This is a genomic window from Vogesella lacus, from assembly GCF_979366295.1.
In genome coordinates this window covers 72,093-87,701 of sequence record NZ_CEETQT010000005.1, presented here as the reverse complement: position 1 = coordinate 87,701, position 15,609 = coordinate 72,093, and the positions used below count along the sequence as shown (strand labels likewise).

Annotated in this window: 17 protein-coding genes; 10 read left to right on the top strand and 7 right to left on the bottom strand. The window is 59.2% G+C overall.

Annotation, left to right across the window (positions count from 1 at the left end; genetic code table 11):
* The first annotated feature begins 1 nt into the window (after position 1).
* The 6 genes from ACZ9W6_RS07890 (at position 2) to ACZ9W6_RS07865 (ending at position 6,234) form a co-directional block, all read left to right on the top strand.
* Complete coding sequence (locus ACZ9W6_RS07890) at positions 2-976, top strand: ABC transporter ATP-binding protein (protein WP_465190550.1); 975 nt, start codon at positions 2-4, stop codon at positions 974-976.
* The gene (locus ACZ9W6_RS07885; protein ID WP_465190549.1) at positions 973-1,950 is read left to right on the top strand and encodes a peptide ABC transporter ATP-binding protein; all 978 of its coding nucleotides are present in this window, start codon (positions 973-975) and stop codon (positions 1,948-1,950) included. Before ACZ9W6_RS07890 ends, ACZ9W6_RS07885 begins: the two co-directional genes overlap by 4 nt.
* A gap of 112 nt (positions 1,951-2,062) precedes the next feature.
* A complete protein-coding gene (gene coaD, locus ACZ9W6_RS07880; protein WP_465190548.1) occupies positions 2,063-2,602 on the top strand; it encodes a pantetheine-phosphate adenylyltransferase in 540 nt (179 codons plus the stop codon).
* A gap of 78 nt (positions 2,603-2,680) precedes the next feature.
* Positions 2,681-3,628 (top strand): class I SAM-dependent methyltransferase, encoded by a 948-nt coding sequence (locus ACZ9W6_RS07875; protein ID WP_465190547.1) that lies wholly within the window; start codon positions 2,681-2,683, stop codon positions 3,626-3,628.
* 3 nt (positions 3,629-3,631) lie between these two features.
* Positions 3,632-3,979: a 5-carboxymethyl-2-hydroxymuconate Delta-isomerase gene (locus tag ACZ9W6_RS07870; protein WP_465190546.1), complete on the top strand. Its 348-nt coding sequence runs from the start codon at positions 3,632-3,634 to the stop codon at positions 3,977-3,979.
* Positions 3,980-4,368: 389 nt separating this feature from the next.
* Entirely contained in the window at positions 4,369-6,234 is a 1,866-nt protein-coding gene (locus ACZ9W6_RS07865; protein ID WP_465190545.1) for a methyl-accepting chemotaxis protein, read from the top strand.
* Between the two features lie 70 nt (positions 6,235-6,304).
* Here ACZ9W6_RS07865 and ACZ9W6_RS07860 read toward each other — a convergent pair whose 3' ends face one another.
* From ACZ9W6_RS07860 to ACZ9W6_RS07830, 7 genes are all read right to left on the bottom strand, one after another.
* The gene (locus ACZ9W6_RS07860) at positions 6,305-6,820 is read right to left on the bottom strand and encodes a GNAT family N-acetyltransferase (protein WP_465190544.1); all 516 of its coding nucleotides are present in this window, start codon (positions 6,818-6,820) and stop codon (positions 6,305-6,307) included.
* Between the two features lie 106 nt (positions 6,821-6,926).
* Positions 6,927-8,312, bottom strand: a complete 1,386-nt coding sequence (locus ACZ9W6_RS07855; RefSeq protein WP_465190543.1) for a DUF389 domain-containing protein — start codon at positions 8,310-8,312, stop codon at positions 6,927-6,929.
* A gap of 92 nt (positions 8,313-8,404) precedes the next feature.
* Positions 8,405-8,767 carry a GFA family protein gene (locus ACZ9W6_RS07850; RefSeq protein ID WP_465190542.1) on the bottom strand — a complete coding sequence of 121 codons (363 nt, stop codon included), beginning with the start codon at positions 8,765-8,767 and terminating at the stop codon, positions 8,405-8,407.
* A 133-nt stretch (positions 8,768-8,900) separates the two neighbouring features.
* Entirely contained in the window at positions 8,901-9,629 is a 729-nt protein-coding gene (locus ACZ9W6_RS07845; protein WP_465190541.1) for an AraC family transcriptional regulator, read from the bottom strand.
* Positions 9,630-9,651: 22 nt separating this feature from the next.
* The gene (locus ACZ9W6_RS07840) at positions 9,652-10,116 is read right to left on the bottom strand and encodes a carboxymuconolactone decarboxylase family protein (protein WP_465190540.1); all 465 of its coding nucleotides are present in this window, start codon (positions 10,114-10,116) and stop codon (positions 9,652-9,654) included.
* Between the two features lie 259 nt (positions 10,117-10,375).
* Positions 10,376-11,071 (bottom strand): endonuclease NucS domain-containing protein, encoded by a 696-nt coding sequence (locus tag ACZ9W6_RS07835; RefSeq protein WP_465190539.1) that lies wholly within the window; start codon positions 11,069-11,071, stop codon positions 10,376-10,378.
* Between the two features lie 56 nt (positions 11,072-11,127).
* Entirely contained in the window at positions 11,128-11,643 is a 516-nt protein-coding gene (locus ACZ9W6_RS07830; protein WP_465190538.1) for an HNH endonuclease, read from the bottom strand.
* 418 nt (positions 11,644-12,061) lie between these two features.
* Here ACZ9W6_RS07830 and trxA point away from each other — a divergent pair, with 418 nt between their 5' ends.
* From trxA to ACZ9W6_RS07810, 4 genes are all read left to right on the top strand, one after another.
* Positions 12,062-12,424, top strand: coding sequence for a thioredoxin (gene trxA / locus ACZ9W6_RS07825; protein ID WP_465190537.1), 363 nt, complete (start codon positions 12,062-12,064; stop codon positions 12,422-12,424).
* A gap of 14 nt (positions 12,425-12,438) precedes the next feature.
* Positions 12,439-12,984 (top strand): glutathione peroxidase, encoded by a 546-nt coding sequence (locus ACZ9W6_RS07820; protein ID WP_465190536.1) that lies wholly within the window; start codon positions 12,439-12,441, stop codon positions 12,982-12,984.
* A gap of 211 nt (positions 12,985-13,195) precedes the next feature.
* On the top strand, positions 13,196-14,467 hold the full coding sequence (mltA, locus tag ACZ9W6_RS07815) for a murein transglycosylase A (RefSeq protein WP_465190535.1): 1,272 nt from the start codon (positions 13,196-13,198) through the stop codon (positions 14,465-14,467).
* 36 nt (positions 14,468-14,503) lie between these two features.
* Positions 14,504-15,607 (top strand): efflux RND transporter periplasmic adaptor subunit, encoded by a 1,104-nt coding sequence (locus ACZ9W6_RS07810; protein WP_465190534.1) that lies wholly within the window; start codon positions 14,504-14,506, stop codon positions 15,605-15,607.
* Positions 15,608-15,609: the final 2 nt, after the last annotated feature.

Here is a 15,609-nt window from a genome sequence, read left to right as displayed (position 1 = left end):
CATGAGTCTGTTGAATATCAAGAATCTGTCGGTCGAGTTCGGCAATGCGGCCAACCCTTTCCGTGCCGTAGAAGGTCTGGATCTGACCGTCAACCAGGGCGAGATCGTCGGCATCGTCGGCGAATCCGGCTCGGGCAAATCCGTCACCATGATGGCGATGATGGGCCTGCTGGAAGGCCAGGGTCGTATCGTGGCCGACGAGCTGAGTTTTGATGGCAAGAATCTGCTGACCATCTCGGCGCGCGAGCGTCGCAAGATTGTCGGCAAGGACATCGCCATGATCTTCCAGGACCCGATGACCTCGCTCAATCCGAGCTACACCGTCGGTTACCAGATCGAAGAAGTGCTGAAGGTACATCAGGGCCTGCGTGGCAGCGAGCTGAAAGCGCGTGCGCTGGAGCTGATGGAACTGGTGGAGATCCCGGCACCGAATACACGGTTGGCCGCGTATCCGCACCAGCTGTCCGGTGGTATGAGCCAGCGCGTGATGATTGCCGTGGCGCTGGCCTGTAACCCCAAGCTGCTGATTGCCGACGAGCCGACCACCGCGCTCGACGTGACCATTCAGGCGCAGATCATGGATCTGCTGGTGAACCTGCAGAAAGAGCGCAATATGGCGCTGATCATGATTACCCATGATCTGGCGGTGATTGCCGAAGTTGCCCATCGCGTTGCGGTGATGTATGCCGGTCAGGTTGCCGAAGAGGGCAAGGTGCCGCAGCTGTTCCGCAAGCCGGTACATCCTTATACCAATGCCTTGCTGTCGTCGATTCCGGAGCACAGCAAGGGCGCGCATCGTCTGGTGACGCTGCCAGGTATCGTGCCGGGCCAGTACGACCGTCCGAAAGGCTGCCTGCTGTCGCCGCGTTGCCCGCATGTGCAGGATCGCTGCCGCAGCGAGCGTCCGGGCATCACCCAGCATGACAACGGCACCGTGCGTTGCTTCTATCCGCTGATCGACAAGGAGGCCTCATGAGCCAGATCGTATTGCAGGCTCGCGACCTGACCCGTCATTACGAGGTATCGCAGGGCTTCATGAAACCCAAGGCCATGGTCAAGGCGCTGAACGGTGTGTCATTTGAACTGCGCGCCGGCAAGACGCTGGCCGTGGTCGGTGAATCCGGTTGCGGCAAGTCCACGCTGGCGCGTCAGCTGACGCTGATCGAAGAGCCGACCTGCGGTTCGCTGGTACTGGATGGCGTGGATACCGCCAAGGCCGGCAAGGGCGATATCAAGGCGCTGCGCAAGAAAGTGCAGATGGTGTTCCAGAACCCGTATGCCTCGCTCAACCCGCGACAGAAGATCGGTGATCAGCTGGGCGAGCCGCTCTTGATCAACACCAGTCTGTCGGCTGCCGAGCGCGAGCAGAAAGTGCGCGCGATGATGCAGCGCGTCGGTCTGCGTCCGGAACATTACTACCGTTACCCGCACATGTTCTCCGGCGGCCAACGTCAGCGTATCGCCATTGCGCGTGCCATGATGCTGCAGCCGCAGATCGTGATTGCCGACGAACCGACCTCGGCACTCGACGTGTCTATCCAGGCGCAGGTGCTGAACCTGTTCATGGATCTGCAGGACGAGTTCAACACCGCCTATGTGTTCATCTCGCACAACCTGGCTGTGGTCGAGCATGTGGCAGACGACCTGATGGTGATGTATCTGGGCCGCGCGGTCGAAGTCGGTACCAAGGAAGTGATCTACGACAAGCCGTTGCATCCTTATACCCAGGCTCTGCTGTCGGCAACGCCGTCCATCCATCCGGAAGACCGCCGCGCCAAGATCAAGATCCAGGGCGAGCTGCCAAGCCCGCTGAATCCGCCAACCGGTTGTGCCTTCCACAAACGCTGCCCGCATGCTACCGAGCAGTGCAGCAAGGATGTGCCGCAACTGCGTGCACTGGCTGGCCGCGAAGTAGCCTGCCACCACGCAGAGACCATCAACGGGCTATAAACAGTAGTGAAAGTGCACCGGCGTGATGCAAGCATGCACCACGCCGGTGTTTTATTTTGCATTGCAACAGAAATGCCTTGTCCTTTTAACTACTGCCAAGCTACATTCCGCCATGACACATAGCCACAAAGGAAAACGCAAATTGAAACGCGCGGTTTATGCCGGTAGTTTTGACCCGGTTACCAACGGCCATCTATGGATGATCCGTGAAGCCGTCGAGCTGTTTGACGAGCTGGTGGTGGCCATTGGTGTCAATCCCGACAAACGCTGTACTTTCAGTGTCGAAGAGCGTCTGGAGATGCTGCAGGCGGTGACGCGCGGCTTTTCCAAGCTGCGGGTCGAGGTATTCGAAAACCAGTTTCTGGTGAATTACGCGCAGAGTATCGACGCCAATTACATTATCCGTGGCATCCGTACCGCCAGTGATTACGAGTATGAACGCACCATGCGTTATATCAACTCGGACCTGCACGCGGACATCACCACCTTTTTCCTGCTGCCACCGCGCGAATACGCCGAGGTATCCTCCACCATGGTCAAGGGCCTGATGGGGCCGGCCGGCTGGGAGCAGGTGATCCAGCAATATGTACCGGAACCGGTGTATCGCCGGCTGGTCAACTATCATCAACGACAGCTGGTGCCTACTGCCTGACCGCAAGGTTGGCCGCAACACCCTGTCAGGCGCCGGAGATTCTCCGGCGCATTGTCTTTATCGAACCGGAAAATACCCATGGTTGACGTATCTGCCTTCAAGGGGCGTCTGTCCAAGAATTTCAAACACTATGCCAAGTGGGCCAAGCGCGGCGATCTCGAAGCCTGGCGCGTCTACGACCGCGATGTCCCGCAGTTTCCGCTGATCATCGACCTGTACGGCTCGCGCATTCATCTGCAGGAATACGACACCGGCTGGCAGATCGAAGATGCCGACTACGAGCAATGGCTGGCTGCTGTGCAACAGGTGATTACCGAAGTCACCGGCGTGCAGCTGTGGGATATCTCGCTGAAAACCCGCCGCCGCCAGAAAGGCGATGCCCAGTACGAAAAGACCGGCCGCGAAGGCCGCGACTTCATCGTGCGTGAACAGGGGCAGAAGTTCTGGGTCAATCTCGATGCCTATCTCGATACCGGCCTGTTCCTCGACCACCGCAACACCCGCAAGCGCGTGCGTGAAGAGGCGGCCGGCAAGCGTTTTCTGAACCTGTTTGCCTATACCGGCAGCTTTACCGTGTATGCGGCAGCCGGTGGTGCGATCAGCAGCGAGACCGTGGATCTGTCGAATACCTACCAGACCTGGACCCAGCGCAACTTCGAGCTGAACGGCATGGATCTCGAGCAGCACAAACTGGTGCGTGACGATGTGTTCGAATACCTGCTGGATGCCGACTTTGCCGGCAAGCGTTTCGACCTGATCGTGATGGACCCGCCAAGCTTCTCCAACAGCAAGAAAATGCACGAAGAGCTGGATGTGCAGCGCGACCAGCTGAAGCTGGTTGATGGCGCGATGCGTCTGCTGACACCGGGCGGCACGCTGTATTTCTCCAACAATCTGCGCAGCTTCGAGCTGGATGAACGGTTGGCCGCCGATTACGACATCCGCGATATCAGCGGCCAGTCGGTGCCGGAGGACTTCCGCAACAAGAAAATCCACCAGTGCTGGCGCATCCGCCACAAGGAATAAACCATGCCGCAACTGATCCTCGACTACACCACCGGCATCACGCTGGATGTGCCGAAAACCCTGTTGGCACTGCACCGCATCCTGGATGGCAGTGGCCAGTTTGCCACCCGTGATATCAAGAGCCGCGCACGTTGCCACGAGCACTGGCTGACCGGTGTCGAAGCGGGTGAAGGCCCTTTCGTGCATCTGCAGCTCTTGCTGCTGGACGGCCGCGATCTGGCGACACGCGAAGCCTTGTCACAGGCTTTGCTGCCGGTCTTGCAGGCGCATTGTCAGGGGCCGCAAGGCACCCAGCTGTGTGTCGAGGTACGTGAAATGGTCAGAGCCGTATACAGTAAGGCCGTGCTGTAAGCACCGATCTTGCCGACAAATGAAAAGCCCCGCAGTAGCGGGGCTTTTCATTTGTCGGTCATGCAGAGCGGGCATGCTGACCGCAGCGGGAGGGCAATGTGTGCCATTGCAAAATGCATGGCAAGGCAGACCTGAAAATTCAATAGCATGTGCTAGCTTGAAACATCCGTGGCATTTTTACCGGAATGCGCAGAATAAGCAGATATTTGAATGCGATATTAACTACACTTTGATATCATATCGCCGCTTTATTTGATACATATCAAAACAAATTACAAGCGCGCCTGAGCGCGAAATTCTGACATAGGGGATACGCATACCGTCACACGCCGGTATGGGCATCCCCATTTGCATCATGAGGCAACCCCATGTCGTTAAAACAGCGACTCATGTTATTTGTGGCCATCTTGCTGGCCATCGCCATTGCCGTATTGTCGGCGCTGGCCTATCAGGGCATGCGTGGCGAGATCATTCGCGGCGTCGAGCAGGAGCTCAACGCCGCCATCGCTGGTAACAGCCAGGCCTTGGGCCGCTGGGTCGGCCAGCGGCGCGACGCGATTGGCGCGACGGCCACTCGCCTTGCCGAAGTCGATGCCAGCGCACCTTATGCGCCACTGCAGCAGGGCAAGGATGCCGGTAATTTTGACCAGCTGTTTGCCGGCTATGCCGACAAGGCCATGCGCTACCACAACCCCGACAAGCAACCAGCCGAAGGTTACGACCCGACCGCTCGCCCGTGGTACCAGCTGGCCAGCGAGAAAAAGGCCGTGGTGGTTACCAAGCCTTATATCTTCAGCAGCACGCAAAAACTCGGCGTGACACTGGCCAGCCCTATCATGCGTGGCGGCGCGCAAATCGGCGTGGTTGGCGGTGATATCGCGCTGGATGGCCTGACTGCCGTGGTCAAGGCCATCAAGCTGCGCGGTGACGGTTACGCTTTCCTGGCCACCCGTGACGGCGTGATCGTGAGCCACCCGGCCGAGGGCAGCACGCTGAAACCGGCCGGCGAGGTAATGCCGGGCTTTGATGTCAGCCTGCTGGCCAATGGCGATGCCACACCGCAGCTGCATGAAGTCGAAATCGACGGCCACCCTTACTACGCCGAGGTATCGGCGGTAGAAGGCACCGATTGGGTGCTGGCAACCGTGGCGGACAAGAACGTGCTGCTGCAGCCGCTGACCAAGATGCTGATCACGCTGGTGATTGCCGGCCTGATCGTGACGGTTGTCGCCATCGTGCTGGCCAATCTGGCATTGACCCGCATGCTGGCCAATCTGATCCGTCTGCGTGACGCGCTGCTGGATGTCGCCAGCGGCCAGGGCGACCTCACTCACCAGCTGCAAATCGACAGCAGTGACGAAATCGGCCAGACCGCCCAAGCCTTCAACCGCTTCATCGACAGCCTGCGCAAGATGTTTGTCGAGGTGCGCGATCATTCCGTCTCGCTCAATGGTGGTATCGACTCGTTGAACGACATCACCCGTCAGCTGGCCAGCGATTCGCAACAGCAGGCTGATGCTTCCAGCAGCACGGCAGCGACCATCGAAGAAATCACCGTCAGCATCAACCACATCGCCGGTAATGCCACCAGCGCCGAAGAGGCCGTCGCCCAGACTGGTCAGACCTCGCGCCAGTCTGCGCAGTCGGTGGTGGCACTGGCAGACGGCATCGAAGGCATTGCCAGCACGGTTGGCGAGCTGGCCAGCACGCTGGGCGGCCTCAGCCAGCGCTCGGCGCAGATGGACCAGATTATCAACGTGATCAAGGACATTGCCGACCAGACCAATCTGCTGGCGCTGAATGCTGCCATCGAGGCGGCGCGTGCCGGTGAGATGGGCCGCGGCTTTGCCGTGGTGGCCGACGAAGTACGCAAGCTGGCCGAACGCACCGGCAAGGCTACGGTCGAGATTGGCCAGCTGATTCATGCGACGCACGATGATGTCAGCAGCGCCCAGAGCAAGATGAGCAGCACCCAGCAATCGGTGCAGACCGGTGTCGAATCCTCGCGCAAGGTGGCAGAAGAAATCGCCGGTATCGAAGCCGAGGTTGGCCGCGTGGTGCTGACCATCCGCGATATCGCCGATGCCACCCGCGAACAGTCGATTGCCACCACCGAAATGGCGCGGGCGGCCGAGGTGGCCAACCACATGGCCATCGAAACCGACCAGGCAGTACAGAACGCCACCCGCACGGTGAACGAGCTGCACGAGCTGTCCAACCACCTGCATGGCATGGTGGCGCGCTTCAAGCTGTAAGCTGTTTTCGCCCTAAAAAAATCCCGCCAGCAGTTTCTGCCGGCGGGATTTTTCTTGTGTGCCTGACGCCTCAGCGTGGGCGTTGTGGTGCCGTCATACGGTAGATCAGGCTGGCCGCTTCGCCGGCTACATCATCAACGCTGGCATATGGCTGAAAACCGGTACGCTCCAGTGTGCGGCGCGAGGGCAGATTGTCCGGCCGTACCAGCGCGAAAACGGACTCTGCGGCCAACTTGCCGAACGCCAGATCCAGCGCCGCCCGGCTGGTCTGGCTGGCGTAGCCCTTGCCCCAGGCCTCGGGCGCGAAGCGGAAGTACATATTGAGGCCAGCAAATTGCCCGGCAATATTCTTGTGGCAGATACCGCCAAAACCGATCACGTAATCAGGCGCCGCGGCGTCGGCAACGGCCCAATAGCCAAAGTCATGCTCGGCCCAATGTTGTAGCCAGCCTTGCAGCATCTCGGCGCAGATGTCGGGGCTGGCTGGCCCTGAGGGGTTGAACTGATTGGTCAGCGGGTCGGCATGAATGCGGATTACGGCATCAAGATCTGAAGGCAAGGGCGGGCGCAGCAGCAAGTTGTTCATGTGAGAAGCGTACAGGTTGGCGGATATTCATGGTAACAAGATTTATTCCTGTTTGCCTTGAAGACGTTCTGGAGGTGTTGCCGGCTGATGCCGCCGGCAACACGCCTCATCCCCGCTTGTTGATCACGATAATTTCCTGCCCGGTAAAGCGGCTGCCCAGCCAGTTGCGGATGCGCTGGATGCTGCTGTTGGGCAGTGCCTGGCGGCTTTCCAGATAGACAATCAGAACGCCTTGTCTGGCTGGTGCCGAGGCATCCTCTTTGCCCTCGGCACTGGTGGCCAGATGGATGGTGCGCAGCTCAGGGTACTGTGCGGCCAACTCCTGACGCAGCTGGTCGAAAGCCTGTTCTTGCTGTTGCTCGCGGCTGGAGGCGCTTTGTGCCTGCTGCTGTTGTTGCGCCAATTGCTGTTCCAGCTGCTGGATGCGGACGTTTTTCGACTCCAGCAATTGCAGGCTGTTGCGATACAGATCCTGCTGCAGCTGGCTTTTCAGCTGATTCAGCTCGGCACCGTTATCCTGCTGGAAGGTGCGGATCTGCAAGCTGGCATCCTGCAGCTGGAATTGCCCGAGCTGGGCCTGTAGCCGCTCGGCCTGTAGCTTGTCTTGCGCGCCGGCGACGACCAGGGTGATGCGGCGATTGCCGGCATCAATGTCTTTTTGCAGCAATACCAGATCTTTCTCGCTTTGGCTGATCGCCGCCAGATAGGCATTGGCCTCGGTCTTGAACAGCTCCTTGCGCACCAGATCAATCGCCAGATACACGCTGGGCACCAGCGTAATCAGGATGGCCGCGCTGATCAGGATGCGCGCCTTGCGCTGCTGGCCGCTGCTGGCAAAACTCATGCGCGGCAGGCGCATCAGGCGGGTGAAGAACAGCGCCGACAGCGCGATATACACCGCATTGATGGTGAACAGATAAAACGCGCCGAGGAAGAACGCCGGCTGGCCGGTGGCAATGCCATAGCCGGCGGTGCACAGCGGCGGCATCAGTGCGGTGGCAATCGCCACCCCCGGAATCACATTGCCCCATTCTCGCCGCGTCACGCCGATGATGCCGGCCATACCGCCAAACATCGCAATCAGCACATCCCACAGCGTCGGTGCGGTGCGGGCCAGCAGCTCGGATTGCGCATGCGTCAGCGGGGTCAGCAGAAAGTACAGCGTCGACGTCAGCAGGCTGAGCAGGACAAACACGCCCAGCGTGCGTGCCGAGCGGCGAATCAGCTCGAAGTTGTCCACCCCCGCGCCATAGCCTATGCCCATGATCGGCCCCATCAGCGGCGAAATCAGCATGGCGCCGATGATCACCGCCGTCGAGTTCACATTCAGGCCGATAGACGCCACAAAAATGGCGAACATCAGAATCCACATATTGGTGCCGCGGATATGAATGCCCTGGGTAATGCTGTTCTCGATCTCCTCTGGCGTATCCATATCGCTGCGCAGGTCAAACAGCTTTTGCAGCTCGTACAGAAACAGGCGTTTTCTCATGGCAATCCGTTCTGGTAAGGGGTTGGTCTGTGGCGGCAAGCCTGGCCGCAACCTGGGCGAGGGCAGGCCTGATGGGCAGGCTTGCGGCCAGCCTAGTCGTCGAGAAAAGTCCAGCTATCAGCGCCATCAAAGCGGCGCACCCTGACGGCGGCAATCAGCGCCGGGTCAAAATTGCCGAGATTCACCCCGTGTTTGCAGCCCGCTGTCGGCGTCAGTGGCTCCCAGTGCGTTACACAGCCGCAAGTCTTGCAATGGATGGTGCGCAAGGTTTTATCGCCCTGAATATAGGCGGTAGTGGCATCCGGCGCGGCACTGATCTTGACTGTGCCGAATTCGAAATACACCCACGGCCCGCCGATGCGGCGGCACAGCGAGCAATTACAGGAGGTCGCTACCATCGGCGTGGCCGGCAGGGTCAGCTTGACTGCGCCGCAATGGCAAGAGCCTTCGTGCATGGTATCTCTCCGCTGGTGCCACAGGCCGAGGTGCCGGCAGCCGAGCACCTACTGTAGCAGCTTGTCGCCAGGTGTTTTAACCATAGCGCGCGCGACAGAGGGCAGGCTTGCCATGCGCGCGCGAGGTGGCGGCTCAGACCCGCCCGGGTGTGGTGCTGGCCAGCGCACGAAACTCCCGGCACATATGGGCCTGATCACTGAAGCCGAACTGCAATGCCACCTCCGCCAGGCTGGCATCGGGATGTGACAGCAGAAAGGTGGCCGCATGCTTTACCCGCAAAATGCGCTGGTATTGCTTGGGTGTCATGTCCAGCCACTGGCGGAACAGGCGTTCCGTCTGACGTTGGCCGCAAGGCAATAATTCGCCGGGTAAAACAGGGGAGGCTGCCCGCGCCAAAGCCTGCAAGGCATTTTGCAGGGCGGCGGGTATCAGTAAAGACAAGTCGAGCTGCGTCTGTGCCCAGCCCTCAAGCAGATCCAGCTGGCTATTGCCATCGGCACAATCCGCCAGCTGGTGATATAGCGGGTAAAGCGCATAACGTTGATCGGCAGCGGGGGAAAGTCGCGTCATGCGTTCGTAGTGTTGCCCCAGCACGCCAAAGGCCATGGCCGGATGAAAGCGGATACCGGCAAGGCGAGCGCCCGGATAAAGCCGCACCTCGCCGGACGCCTTGGCCACGGGGCACAGAATCACCCCATGCAGCAACCGCTCATCATCCACCTCGACCTGCCCCGCCAGCGCAAAAAGTATGCCGCTGCCGGCATCAGAATACAGGCGGCGTACAACCGGCGCACCGTGGGCGGCATCGACCGCAGCCGACCACACGGCCTGTACCTGTGCCGCCAGCTGCCCGCCGGGCATGCGCAATTTGAAGTCGAAGGGGCTAGATGGGGTGGGATTTGTAATGGCTGCCAACCTCCGGTTTGAATACTCTCACGACACGATTCCAGCTATTGATGGCATTCACGGCGATGGTCAGGTCTACCACGGCCTGCTCGCCCAGTACCGCGACTGCTTGCTGAAAGTGCTGATCCTCAATCCGCTGGCCGGATGTCAGCTTTTCGGCCCAGTCCAGCGCGGCACGTTCTACCGTACTGTACAACGGCATATCGCGCCACGCACTCAGGCCCAGCATGCGTGCATGCGTTTCACCGGCCTGCAAGGCTTCGCGGCTATGCATGTCCAGACAAAATGCACACTGATTGATTTGTGAAACCCGCAGCTTGACCAGCTCCCAGATCGCGACGCTCAGCGTGGCCGAGCGGGAAAACTGCTCATGCAGATAGCTTTCCTGCGCCATCAGGATATTCATGGCAGGGGCGGCGAGGATAATGTAGTCGGCACGCATGGTGGTGGTCTCCTTGTGAAAGAGAGGCCAGTCTAGCGAGGCATACCAAGCGGATATTGAATAAACCCGACATGGTGGACAGAAGGTTGGCCGCAAGGCCATGCCCGCATGATATTAGGGAAGTTGCAGCGCGTGTATCGCTGATGGCGAACCCGCCCTACAGGGCTACAGAGCTGAGATTATGTTTTTTGTGGCCTAACGACGAAGGTCAGCGGCAGTCGGACAGCGTAGTTGGTCGACTGTCCGCTGGACCGGATTGTTAGCCATCGGCGAGATCCTCGGCACGTTTGAGTTTGAACTGCACTTCGTACTCAAACAGGCTGACATTCGGAAAAACTGATATTGCATACCGCAAATTTTGCGTAATCTCGCGAGCGATAATGATTCCGTTGATTTGACAAGTTTGGCCGTGCTTTCGCTGCAAGCAACCCATATAACGGGCAAGCTGACCAATGGCGTGATCAGGGCTTCGGGCTCTTTTCAGTTCAAATACATACAGTGCGCCTTCTGCATCGGTGGCGAGTATGTCAATTGGCCCAACAGCGGTTGGATATTCAATTCCAATGCGCCCTTCGTTATCTTTAAAGAGGCGCAATCGTCGTCCCTGCACATCAATAGCTCCCAAATTTTGAGCGATAAAGTCTCGCAACTGAATTTCAAATTGAAATGCGGCTTCATCCCAAATTTCTTCATTGCCTTCACCTTCAGAGCCAAGAACATCTGCAACTTGCTCTTGGGCATTGCTTGCGCCTGGGGGAATAAGCCGAACTTCTTCATTGGTTGCTTGAACTGACCATCCTTGTTTCCGAAGGGCGGCTAGCAACTGACGGGAGGTGCTATCGGTGGCATGGTGCCCAGGTGGAATATGTTCTGGATGCTGCCGTAACCATTCCTTCATGGGGAATATTTCGATGCCACCATCATTTCTTGGGATTGCAACAATAAATCGGGCCATAGAGGGCTCCTTAGGTGGCTAACGATTAAGCTAATGGGCGGCAGTTGAGCGAATTGTTAGCTGGCAACACGCCCGCCAGCGCTTAGCGCAGACAGAAAGTTTGCCTCATACGCTTTACGAACTGATTCAAGCTTCCATCTTACGTCAGAGCGCTTGCGCGCAAGAATTGGCTGTAGCGCAGAAGCTATTTGGCTTACCACCTCGCTGGGGGTGCCCACGGAGTTGCGAATCAACTCACTCATGCTTGTGCTGCTGTAGTCTCTGCTGGTTGTTGAGTTACAGAAGCTGCAAGCAGTTACTGTATTAGCTGCATGAATTTCTCTGGATATGGACTCACGCTCTGCGTTGCTAAGATCGGGAAAGCGCTCCGAGACAACTGAGCGGATTTCTTTGAGATAGCCGCCTTGGCTTTTTCCTATGATGTGCTCCACAGTCAGTTGCCGCCACAGGTCAAATGTAAGCTCTGCGCCACCACACTCGCAGAGTTGGCAAGTGCCGTTAGAGCGGACATGCACATCAAAGGAGTAGCCAAAGAGTGATTGACATTGTTTGTAGTTGTAAGGTGCAGTCATGTGTCTTTGCCAGCTAACGTGTAATAGACACCTATTCAGGTGTCTATTTCCTTGATTGATGTGTATATCTCGGCATGATATTGAGAGATCTATCGAACAGGCAAGGCGATGATGCCCGTGCCTGCAGGCAGGTACACATCTGTGCGGGACTGTTTTCACGATGGCATCTGGTGAGACAGCATTTTCAGCTGTCTATTCCACAAATGGTGGTGTCTATCTGGCAATGACTTCGGTCTGGGTGCCTTGTAGCCGCGGCCGGACATTGCAGTCAACCTTAGGTCTTGCGGTGGCGAGGCCGTTGCGGCTATGGCTGCGATAAAAAAATACCATTCCGCCAAGGCTTGTGTTTGCCGGCAAAAATGCCCATCTTGCAGGCTATGGATGGCCGTTGCCATCGCTTACCCATCAGGAAACCAGCATGAGCTACATCAATATCACCGCCGAAACTTTCAATGATTACGCCGAGCGCGAGGGCATCGTGATGCTCGATTTCTGGGCGGACTGGTGTGGCCCGTGCAAGGTGTTTGGCCCGATCTTCGAAGCTGCGGCCGAAAAACACCCGGACATCGTGTTCGGCAAGATCGACACCGAGGCCGAGCGCGATCTGGCCGCGCATTTCCAGATCCGCTCCATCCCGACCCTGATGGCGCTGAAAGATGGCGTGGTGGTGTTCCATCAGGCTGGCGCGATGATGGCCGGCCAGTACGAGCAGCTGATTCAGGCGATTCGTGATCTGGACATGGAAAAGGTCAAGGCCGAGATCGCCGAGCAGCAAGGCTGAGGCAGGAGGACGAGATGAAATTGTCGTGGCTATGGTTGTCGGCCTTGCTGGTCGTGCCGGCTATCGCGCAGGCGGAAAAGCCGACGGTGGCCGCGCTGTTTGATCATCAATTGCCGCGCCTGACCGGCGGCACGCTGGATATGGCGCAGTATCGCGGCAAGGCCTTGCTGGTGGTGAATACCGCCAGCGAGTGCGGCTTCACGCCGCAGTTCAAGCAGCTGGAGGCCTTGTGGCGGCAGTATCAGGGCAAGGGCCTGGTGGTGCTGGGCTTTCCGTCGGATGACTTTCATCAGGAGCTGGCAGCAGACAAGGACGTCGCCAGCTTTTGCGAGGGCAATTTCGGCGTGAGCTTCCCGATGCTCAGCCGCGTGCATGTGCGCGGCAGCCAGGCGCATCCGCTTTACCGGCAGTTGGCCGCACTGTCGGGTACGACGCCGAAGTGGAATTTCTACAAGTACATCGTGCCGGCCAATGGTGGCGAGGTGCAGGCGTTTTCACCGCTGACCAAGCCTGACAGCGCCGACTTCGTGAAGGCGCTGCAGGCGGCATTGCCGCGCTGAGGCGGACGGGCGAGAAACAGCGCGCTGGCAGGGCATGCCCCTCAGCGCGCTTTTTCATGCGTATTCGCGCAGTTTGCCGCGGCTTGACGCGGCAAAAGTGTTAACAGCTTCTAACAAAGCTTTGTGCTTTTCTATCGAGTAAACCGTGGCTAGTTGACCGGCCTTTCAGTAACATGCTGCGGTTAATCCCATCGCCATCCGGACCGCCCCCATGCTGCAAAGAATCGCCATATCCAGCCTGCTGTTGCTGCTGGCTGCCTGCTCGTCGCTGAGCGTCAAACCGAATATTCCGCCAAGTGGCAGCAGCGAAGTGCGCTATGAGCGCAGCAGTTTTGCCAGCCTGCCGCAGTGGCCGCAGGGGGCTGCCAGCGAGAGCCTGCTGGCCTTGCGCCAGAGTTGTGTGCCCCTGGCCAAGGCTGCCGAATGGCAGGCCGTCTGTGCCGAGGCGCAACAGGTGGATGCGGCCAACCTTGCGGCCGTGCGCAGCTTTTTCGAGCAGCGTTTCCAGGTGTGGCAGATGCGCGATGGCGAGCGCGATAACGGACTGATTACCGGCTATTACGAGCCGCTGCTGGTGGGCAGCCGCACGCAAAGCGCGCAGACGCCTTATCCGGTGTATGGCGTGCCGGCCGACATGCTGATTGTCGATATCACCCCCGAGCAGCGCAGCCTGAATAGTCTGGTGGTGCGCCGTGTCGCCGGCAGCAATCGTCTGCAACAGGTGGCCGGCAAGACGAGCGCCGGCAGTGGTGAAATCCAGGTCAATCTGGCTGATTTCGTCATCGACAACCGTACCCGCGCGCTGAAAGGCCGCTTGCAGGGTAATCGCCTGCTGCCGTATTTCACTCGTGGCGAGATTCTGCAGGGCAAGGGCGTGAATACCGCGCAGGTGCTGGCGTGGGTAGAGGATGACGTCGAGCTGTTCTTCCTGCAGGTGCAAGGCTCGGGCCGCATCCAGCTGGAAGACGGCAGCTTCTTGCGTATCGGCTATGCCGATCAGAATGGCCACCCGTACAAATCCATCGGCCGCTGGCTGGTAGACCAGAAACAGCTGGCGCTGTCGGATGCCAGCATGCAGGGCATCAAGGGCTGGATTGCGGCCAACCCGCAGCGCAAGCAGGAGCTGTTCAACGTCAACCCGAGCTATGTGTTCTTCCGCGATCTGGGCCCGGCCCAGGGCGGGCCACTGGGCGCGCTGGGCGTGCCGCTGACCGATGGCTACAGCATGGCGATCGACCCGCGTTATGTGCCGCTGGGCGCGCCGGTCTACCTGTCTACTACCTGGCCGCTGGATGGCGAGCCGCAGGCGCTGAATCGTCTGATGGTGGCGCAGGATACCGGCGGCGCGATCCGTGGCGGCATTCGCGGTGATTTCTTCTTTGGTTTTGGCACCGAGGCCGGCATGTACGCCGGCAAGATGAAGCAGCGCGGCCAGTTCTGGCTGTTGTTGCCGCGCGGCATCACGCCGCAGGCCAAGCTTTGATATCGGGTAATCGCAACACACATCAGGACAATAACAATGTTGAAAAAGACACTGACTTTGGCTGTGCTGCTGGCTTTGGGGCTGAGTGCCTGCGGCAAAGGGGAAAAACCGGAAGGCAAGGACAAGGCCGCCGCGGCCAAGGCCGTGCCACAGTTGGCCGCAAGTGATTTGCTGACGGCGCAAACCGGCACCGTGCAGGAAACCGTACCGTTTACCGCCACACTGAATGCCAAACGCAGCGCCGAAGTGGCGGCCGAGGTAGAAGGCCAGGTGCGCGAAGTGCTGGTACGCGAGGGCGAGCCGGTGCGGCGCGGCCAACGTCTGGCGCTGATTGATGGCCAGACGCTGGAGCAGGCGCTGGCCGAACAGCGTGCCCAGCTGTCGAACGCCGAGTCGCGGCTGAAGCTGGCCCGGCAAAAGCTGGAAAAACAGCGCGAACTGTTCCGCCAGGGTTTTATCTCGCAACTGGCGCTGGACGAGCTGGAGAGCGACTACCGCATCCGCGAGGGTGAGGTGCATGCCCAGCGCAGCCAGCTGAGTCGTGCGCAAAAGAGCCTGGCCGATACCGTGATCAGCGCGCCGATGGATGGCGTGCTGTTCTCGCGCCAGATCGAGCCGGGTGAACAGGTTGGCCGCAACCAGAAGGTTTTCGGCATTGCCGACCTGTCCACGCTGGAGGCGGTGGCCAATATTCCGGCACGCCAGGTGGCCGAGCTGAAGCCGGGCATGACGGCCAGCTTCCATCTGGAAGGCGGCAAGCAGCAGTACAGCGCCACGCTGCAGCGTATCAACCCGGTGGCAAACGCCAATACCCGCACCTTTGCCGCCTATCTGCAGGTAGCCAATAACGATCTGCAACTCAAAGCCGGCCAGTTCATCCAGGGCGAGCTGGTGTTGCGCGAGCAGCAGGGCATTGCCTTACCGTTGGCCGCCGTGCGCGATGCCGACGGCAAGACACCGTGGGTGATGACGCTGAAGGGCAATCAGCTGGGCAAGCAGCCGGTACAGATTCTGCTGCGTAATGATGCACGCCGTACCGTTGCCGTCAGCGGCCTGACTGCCGGCCAGCAGATTCTGGCGGCACCGCTGCTGGGCCTGCAAAGCGGTGACAAGGTTCAACTGCCGGGCAAGGGGAGCTGATC

Bases quoted from the DNA above. Each gene is read 5' to 3' on its own strand.
- ACZ9W6_RS07870 (WP_465190546.1), top strand. From the start codon at position 3,632: ATGCCGCAACTGATCCTCGACTACACCACCGGCATCACGCTGGATGTG.
- ACZ9W6_RS07855 (WP_465190543.1), bottom strand. From the start codon at position 8,312: ATGAGAAAACGCCTGTTTCTGTACGAGCTGCAAAAGCTGTTTGACCTG.
- ACZ9W6_RS07820 (WP_465190536.1), top strand. From the start codon at position 12,439: ATGAAATTGTCGTGGCTATGGTTGTCGGCCTTGCTGGTCGTGCCGGCT.
- ACZ9W6_RS07865 (WP_465190545.1), top strand. From the start codon at position 4,369: ATGTTATTTGTGGCCATCTTGCTGGCCATCGCCATTGCCGTATTGTCG.
- ACZ9W6_RS07885 (WP_465190549.1), top strand. From the start codon at position 973: ATGAGCCAGATCGTATTGCAGGCTCGCGACCTGACCCGTCATTACGAG.
- ACZ9W6_RS07860 (WP_465190544.1), bottom strand. From the start codon at position 6,820: ATGAACAACTTGCTGCTGCGCCCGCCCTTGCCTTCAGATCTTGATGCC.
- ACZ9W6_RS07890 (WP_465190550.1), top strand. From the start codon at position 2: ATGAGTCTGTTGAATATCAAGAATCTGTCGGTCGAGTTCGGCAATGCG.
- ACZ9W6_RS07875 (WP_465190547.1), top strand. From the start codon at position 2,681: ATGGTTGACGTATCTGCCTTCAAGGGGCGTCTGTCCAAGAATTTCAAA.
- trxA (WP_465190537.1), top strand. From the start codon at position 12,062: ATGAGCTACATCAATATCACCGCCGAAACTTTCAATGATTACGCCGAG.
- coaD (WP_465190548.1), top strand. From the start codon at position 2,063: ATGACACATAGCCACAAAGGAAAACGCAAATTGAAACGCGCGGTTTAT.
- ACZ9W6_RS07850 (WP_465190542.1), bottom strand. From the start codon at position 8,767: ATGCACGAAGGCTCTTGCCATTGCGGCGCAGTCAAGCTGACCCTGCCG.
- ACZ9W6_RS07810 (WP_465190534.1), top strand. From the start codon at position 14,504: ATGTTGAAAAAGACACTGACTTTGGCTGTGCTGCTGGCTTTGGGGCTG.
- ACZ9W6_RS07840 (WP_465190540.1), bottom strand. From the start codon at position 10,116: ATGCGTGCCGACTACATTATCCTCGCCGCCCCTGCCATGAATATCCTG.
- ACZ9W6_RS07845 (WP_465190541.1), bottom strand. From the start codon at position 9,629: ATGCCCGGCGGGCAGCTGGCGGCACAGGTACAGGCCGTGTGGTCGGCT.
- ACZ9W6_RS07835 (WP_465190539.1), bottom strand. From the start codon at position 11,071: ATGGCCCGATTTATTGTTGCAATCCCAAGAAATGATGGTGGCATCGAA.
- ACZ9W6_RS07830 (WP_465190538.1), bottom strand. From the start codon at position 11,643: ATGACTGCACCTTACAACTACAAACAATGTCAATCACTCTTTGGCTAC.
- mltA (WP_465190535.1), top strand. From the start codon at position 13,196: ATGCTGCAAAGAATCGCCATATCCAGCCTGCTGTTGCTGCTGGCTGCC.